Source organism: Microcoleus sp. S13_C5 (assembly GCF_036700845.1).
Lineage (GTDB): Bacteria > Cyanobacteriota > Cyanobacteriia > Cyanobacteriales > Microcoleaceae > Microcoleus.
In genome coordinates, this window is sequence record NZ_JAUBPR010000290.1 from 1 (window position 1) to 1343 (window position 1343).

Here is a 1343-nt window from a genome sequence, read left to right on the forward strand (position 1 = left end):
TGTAGCTTCGCGGAGCCACCCCGATGCCGGCTTTGGCCGGGCTGGTCAGGCGGCCACGGCTGGCAGGCTGACGATGGGATCATCGCTGATTGGCGCGATGCTTTCCAGCGTGATGTAGCGGGCGCGCTGGACGGCCCATTCGTCGTTCTGTTCGAGCAGGATGGCGCCGACGAGGCGGGTGATAGCCGCTTCGTTGGGGAAGATGCCGACGACCTCGGTCCTGCGCTTGATCTCGCCGTTGAGGCGCTCCAGCGGATTGGTGCTGTGAAGCTTGGCGCGGTGCTGGGTCGGGAAGGTCATGTAGGCGAGGACGTCGGTCTCGGCTTTGTCCATCAGGGCGGCGAGCTTGGGGACCGTCGGCCTGAGCTGATCGGCGACCTTGCGCCATTGCTGGCTGGCGGCAGCGGCATCGTCCTGAGCGAAGGCGGTGGCGATAAAGGCCGAGACGACCCGCCGACCTGAACGCCCCGCATGAGCCAGGGCATTGCGCATGAAGTGGACGCGGCAGCGTTGCCAGGTCGCGGTCAGAACCTTCGAGACGGCCGCCTTGATGCCTTCATGGCTGTCGGAGACGACGAGCTTCACCCCGCGCAGACCGCGCCGCGCCAGCTTGCGCAGGAAGGCGGTCCAGAAGGTCTCGGCCTCTGAGGGGCCGATATCCATGCCCAGCACCTCGCGGCGGCCGTCGCTGTTGACGCCGACCGCGACGATGACCGCCACCGAGACGATCCGGCCGGCCTGGCGCACCTTCACATAGGTCGCGTCGATCCAGAGATAGGGCCAGTCGCCTTCGATCGGCCGGTCGAGGAAGGCCTGCACCCGTTCGTCGATCTCCTCGCAGAGCCGGCTGACCTGGCTCTTGGAGATGCCGCTCATGCCCATCGCCTTGACCAGATCATCGACCGAGCGCGTCGAGATGCCCTGGATATAGGCCTCCTGGATCACGGCGGTCAGCGCCTTCTCGGCCATGCGACGGGGCTCGAGGAAACCCGGGAAATACGAGCCCTTCCTCAGCTTGGGGATGCGCAGCTCGACCGTGCCGGCGCGGGTCTCCCAGTCTCGCTCGCGATAGCCGTTGCGCTGTGCCAGACGCTCCGGGCTCTTCTCGCCAAAACCGGCGCCGGTCAGGCCGCCGACTTCCAGCTCCATCAGACGTTGCGCGGCAAAGCCGATCATCTCGCGCAAAAGATCGGCGTCAGGGCTCTTCTCCAGCAGCCCACGCAGGTTCATCATCTCGTCGGTCATCGGGGATCTCTCGGTTCAGGTTTTGCGTTCGCAACCCAAACCTAACCGGCAATCGCCGATGACCACCCCTCAGCTACACCACGCTATGGGACACGACC

1 protein-coding gene is annotated in these 1343 nt (G+C 65.7%); it reads right to left on the reverse strand.

What is annotated here, in order from left to right:
• Nucleotides 1-45: 45 nt before the first annotated feature.
• Nucleotides 46-1245, reverse strand: a complete 1200-nt coding sequence (locus QUA04_RS29655) for an IS256 family transposase (protein WP_333264378.1) — start codon at nucleotides 1243-1245, stop codon at nucleotides 46-48.
• Nucleotides 1246-1343: the final 98 nt, after the last annotated feature.

Excerpts from the sequence above, each read along its gene's own strand:
- QUA04_RS29655 (WP_333264378.1), bottom strand. The coding sequence starts at position 1,245 with ATGACCGACGAGATGATGAACCTGCGTGGGCTGCTGGAGAAGAGCCCT.